4 protein-coding genes are annotated in these 4,962 nt (G+C 72.5%); all 4 read right to left on the bottom strand.

The features are described from left to right. Positions 1–79: 79 nt before the first annotated feature. Positions 80–1,057 carry a ribose-phosphate diphosphokinase gene (locus E1265_RS33580; protein ID WP_132934732.1) on the bottom strand — a complete coding sequence of 326 codons (978 nt, stop codon included), beginning with the start codon at positions 1,055–1,057 and terminating at the stop codon, positions 80–82. A gap of 69 nt (positions 1,058–1,126) precedes the next feature. Then, entirely contained in the window at positions 1,127–2,596 is a 1,470-nt protein-coding gene (gene glmU / locus E1265_RS33575) for a bifunctional UDP-N-acetylglucosamine diphosphorylase/glucosamine-1-phosphate N-acetyltransferase GlmU (RefSeq protein ID WP_132934731.1), read from the bottom strand. A gap of 193 nt (positions 2,597–2,789) precedes the next feature. Continuing rightward, positions 2,790–3,791, bottom strand: coding sequence for a cellulose-binding protein (locus E1265_RS33570; protein ID WP_132934730.1), 1,002 nt, complete (start codon positions 3,789–3,791; stop codon positions 2,790–2,792). Between the two features lie 134 nt (positions 3,792–3,925). Beyond that, positions 3,926–4,962, bottom strand: a 1,037-nt coding sequence (locus tag E1265_RS33565) for an SUKH-4 family immunity protein (protein WP_207931313.1), incomplete at its 5' end; no start/stop codon positions are given.

Raw genomic sequence — 4,962 nt, 5'->3', positions numbered from 1 at the left:
GGTGGGGAAGGAAGAAGGCGCGGAGCGTCGAGGGCCCCCGCGCGGAGCGCGGGGGTGGCCACGAGCCGCCCGGTCAGGGCTACGCGTTGCCTTCGAAGAGACTCGTCACCGAGCCGTCCTCAAAGACCTCCCGCACGGCACGCGCGATCGTCGGCGCCATCGAGAGGACCGTGATCTTGTCGAGCGCGACCTCCGTCGGCGTCGGCAGGGAGTTGGTGAAGATGAACTCGCTGACCCGCGAGTTCTTCAGCCGGTCGGCCGCCGGGCCCGACAGGACGCCGTGCGTGGCCGCCACGATCACGTCCCGCGCGCCGTTGGCGAACAGCGCGTCGGCCGCCGCGCAGATCGTGCCGCCGGTGTCGATCATGTCGTCGACCAGGACGCACACCCGCCCGTCCACGTCGCCGACGACCTCGTGGACCGTGACCTGGTTGGCCACGTCCGGGTCGCGCCGCTTGTGGACGATCGCCAGCGGCGCCGCGAGCCGGTCGGCCCAGCGGTCGGCGACCCGCACCCGACCCGCGTCCGGGGAGACGACCGTGAGCTGCTCGTGGTCGGTGCGGCTGGCGATGTAGTCCGCCAGCACCGGCAGCGCGAAGAGGTGGTCGACCGGGCCGTCGAAATAGCCCTGCACCTGGTCGGCGTGCAGGTCCATGGTGATGATCCGGTCCGCGCCCGCGGTGCTCAGCAGGTCCGCCATCAGCCGCGCCGAAATCGGTTCCCGACCCCGGTGCTTCTTGTCCTGCCGCGCATAGCCGTAGAACGGAATGATCACCGAGATGCTGCGGGCCGAGGCCCGCTTCAGCGCGTCGATCATGATCAGCTGTTCCATGATCCACGTATTGATCGGCGCCGTGTGACTCTGCATCAGAAAACAGTCGGCGCCCCGCACCGATTCCTCGAAGCGAACATAGATCTCGCCATTGGCGAAGTCCCGGGCCGTCGTGGGAACAATCCCAACGCCCAATTCCGCGGCCACCTCCTTGGCAAGCGCGGGGTGGGCGCGGCCGGAGAAGAGCATCAGTTTCTTCTCGCCGGTGGTCTTGATCCCGGTCACAGTACGTCTCCTTGGTAGCCGCATGGGCGGTCGTTCACCCACCTGAGTGGGTACCCACTACGGTACCGGTCAGCCTTCGCGCGGCTTCCGCTCCGTCGCAGCTAGGGCGGCGTCGGCGGCCTGGGCCGCCGGGGACTCGGGGCGCTTGCGGGCCACCCACCCCTCGACATTGCGCTGTTGGCCCCGGGCTACCGCGAGTGATCCCGGGGGAACGTCGCGGGTGATCACCGAACCGGCCGCCGTGTAAGAGCCGTCGCCGATTGTGACGGGCGCCACGAACATATTGTCCGCGCCCGTGCGGCAGTAGGAGCCGACCGAGGAGTGGTGCTTCTCCTGACCGTCGTAGTTCACGAAGACCGTTGCCGCTCCGATGTTCGTGTGGTCACCGATCGTGGCGTCGCCGACATAGGAGAGATGCGGAACCTTGGTGCCCTCGCCGATTGTCGAGTTCTTCATCTCCACAAAGGTGCCGGCCTTGGCCTTACGGCCGAGGACCGTGCCGGGCCGCAGATAGGCGTAGGGGCCGACGAGCGCGCCCTGGCCGATGTGCGCGCCCTCCGCGACCGTCTCGCGGACCACCGCGCCCTCGCCGACCACGGTGTCCCTGAGCCGGCAGTTCGGTCCGACCTCGGCGCCGGTCGCCAGGTGGGTGGCGCCGAGCAGCTGCGTGCCCGGGTGCACCAGCGCGTCCGGCTCGTAGGTGACGGCCACGTCCAGCCAGGTCGTCGCCGGGTCGACGACCGTCACGCCGGCGAGCATGGCCCGCTCGAGCAGCCGGTCGTTGAGCAGCCGGCGGGCGGCGGCCAACTGCACCCGGTCGTTGATGCCCACCAGCTCCCGGTGGTCGGCGGCCAGCGCCGCGCCCACCCGGTGACCGGCGTCCCGCAGGATGGTCAGCACGTCGGGCAGGTACTCCTCGCCCTGGCTGTTGTCGGCCCGGACCTGGCCGAGCGCCGCGGCGAGCAGCCGGCCGTCGAAGGCGAGCACCCCGGAGTTGATCTCGTTGATCGCCAGCTGCTCGGGGGTGGCGTCCCGGTGCTCGACGATCGCCGTCACCGCGCCGTCCGCGCCGCGCACCACCCGACCGTAGCCGGTGGCGTCCGGCACCTCGGCCGTGAGGACCGTCACCGCGTTGCCCTCGGCGGCGTGCGCGTCGGCCAGCGCGCGTAGCGTGGCGGGGGTCTGCAGGGGGATGTCGCCGCAGGTCACCAGGATCGTGCCGGCCGGCTCCACACCGTCGGCGGCCAGCGCCTCGATGGCGGTGCGCACCGCGTGCGCGGTGCCGCGCCGCTCGTGTTGCACGGCGGTGCGGGCGGCCGGGTCGGCCTCGGCGAGGTGCGCGGTGACGGCCTCGCGGCCGTGGCCGACGACGACCACGAGCTCGCGCGGATCGAGCTCGCGGCAGGCGGCCACCACGTGCCCCACCAGGGGCCGGCCGCAGATCTCGTGCAGCACCTTGGGCGTGGCTGACTTCATGCGGGTCCCCTCACCCGCGGCGAGAACGATGATGGCGGCCGGGCGGATGGCGCTGGAGCTCACGGGTTCGCGTCCTTCGGTCCTTGGGGTGCGGTGTCTCCCGGTGTCTCTCGCCGCTCGTCGCCGCTCGCGACGGCGCACCGGGGAGGGACGGGGGATCCTCGCAGGATACCGGGCACGCCTAGGCCGGGACCTGTGCCGATCCGATGTGCGCCGCGGTCGGTGCCGGGCGATCTCGGTCGGGCCAGGCCGGTCGTCAGAATCGCTCGGTCGCGCCGCCGCCGTTCCACTCGTCCCGCCCGTTCCACTCGTCCCGCCCGTGCCACTCGTCCCGCCCGTCGTGCCGCTCGTGCCGGTCGTGGTCCTCCCGGTCCTCGGGAGGCGACGCAGGGCGGCGCCCCGGCCGGCGCCCGGTGAGCGCGGCCAGCGTCTCGCGGATGTGGTCCAGGTGCGCCCGCACCTGGTCGGACCGCTCCTCGAGCTCCTCGACGATCAGGTCGGTCTCCCGCTCCACCCGCTGCCTGAGCTGCCGCGCCTCGGCGAGCAACTCGGCCCGCCGGCCATCCGCGGCCTTCTCGGTGGCCCGCGCCTCGGTCTCCGCGTCCGCCAGCTCCCGCCTGGCCTCGGCGACCAGAGCCTCGCTCCGCTCCGTCAGCGCTCGCACCCGGGCGTCCACGGTCGCCTGGCGCGCCGTCAACTCCTCCTCCAGCGCGCGGGCCGCGCCCGCCTGCCGGGCCCGCTGCTCGGCCACCAGGGCCCGGCACTGCCTGGTCACCTCGGCCAACGCCGCCGACGCCTCGTCGCGCAGCGTCATCGCCTGCTGTCGGGCCTCCGCCATCAGCCTGGTGGCGTGCGCGGAGGCCCTGGATATGACGCCGTCGGCCGCCGCGTCCGACGCGGCGCGCCGCCGGCTGGCGTCCGCCTGCGCGGCGGACAACAACTCACGGGCCGTGGCGTCGGCCGCGTCGACCATGTCCTGGGCCTGTGCCTCAGCCGACTCCCGCAGCTCGACCGCCTCGGCCTGCACCTCGGCCAGCAGCGCCATGGCCCGCTTACCGAGCCCCTCATACGAGGTGGGGGGCAACGCCGTGACGGACGCCGTGAGTCTGGCCGCCTCCCTGGTCAACTCCTCGACGCGAACACTAAGTTCGGCGAGCTGCTGCCACGCCTGATCGCGTTCGCGACCCAACCTGGCCAGCACCTGGTCCACTTGCGCGGGCTCATAGCCGCGACCGCGAGCCTTCCGGAAGCCGGTCATGCGTAAATGCTCCCACCCCCGGGACGAACTGCAGCTTCGATTGGCTCTTTTCGCGCGCGGGCGCCCGCCGACGCGGCTGGCGACACCCTCGCCGACGAGGCATGCCGAGCGCAATTTACACGCCGGCCGGTGCCTTACAACAATCCGTCCCACATCTGCTCGAGCAGCACGGACCACCAGTTCTCCGGGTCCGCCACCGCCTGCGGGTCGAGCGACGCCAACTCCGCCTGGAAATCGGTGGTCCACCGCCCGGCCTGCTCCGGATCGAGCCCGTAGCGCAGCCGCCACATCCGCCCCAACAGCGCCATGCAGCGCGCGAACTGGGGCAGCGACGTGTTCACGAACCGCACCGGCGACGGCTGCCCGTCAGGACTGCCCTCCAGCGGCACCGCCACCACGTGCGCCGTGCCGTACTGCACGCACAGCTGCTGACCGAAGTCGCTGCCGAGCACCAGGTAGGAGCCCGCGTCCATCGCCGGCCGCGCGCCCCGCTCGGCGGCCAGCTCGGCCAGCGTCGGGATCGGCCGCCCCGGCTGCGCCTGCGCCCAGAAGATGGGCCGGATCTCGACGGGCAGCCCCGACCAGACCAGCGACTGGGTCACTATCTCGGGCACGCCCTGCCGGGACACCAACTGCGGCTGGTAACGGAAGACGCCCTGCGGCCCGTAGGCATGCGTCAGCTCCTGCCCGATCACGTCGAGCCCGACGGCCGGCGCCGGCTGCTGTCGCGGCAACGGCGCCCGCACCGGCTGGGAGCGCGGCGGGCCGTCCGCGAACTGCTGCAACTCGTCCTGGTGCTCGACGAGATGCCGCACGCCCGCCTGGCGGGACGCGAAGTCCCGGCCGTAGGCGGCGGTGTGGGTGATCCGCACCTGCGGCCAGGTCTCGCGGATCATCCGGGCGCAGTAGCCGCCTGGCAGCTCGCACGACTGCAACTCCGTGTGCAGCTCGATCACCTGCTGCGGGGGCACGCCCATGGCGTGCAGCTCGTGCAGGATCTGCCACTCCGGGTGCGGCATGCCGGGCGCCGAACGGCGGATCAGCTGCTGCTCGGAGCCGTCGGCGGCGCGGTAGCGCAGCACGGCCATGTAGCCGGAGCCCACGGTCGGTTGCCCGGACGGCGGGTAGCCGTAGCCGGCGGGACGCGGCGGGGCCTGGGCGGGGCCAGGAC

The organism is Streptomyces sp. 8K308, from assembly GCF_004348315.1.
Classification (GTDB): domain Bacteria; phylum Actinomycetota; class Actinomycetes; order Streptomycetales; family Streptomycetaceae; genus Streptomyces.
The sequence above is the reverse complement of the archived record's forward strand: the minus strand, read 5'-3'. Positions and strand labels throughout refer to the sequence as shown.

Bases quoted from the DNA above. Each gene is read 5' to 3' on its own strand.
- E1265_RS33570 (WP_132934730.1), bottom strand. From the start codon at position 3,791: ATGACCGGCTTCCGGAAGGCTCGCGGTCGCGGCTATGAGCCCGCGCAA.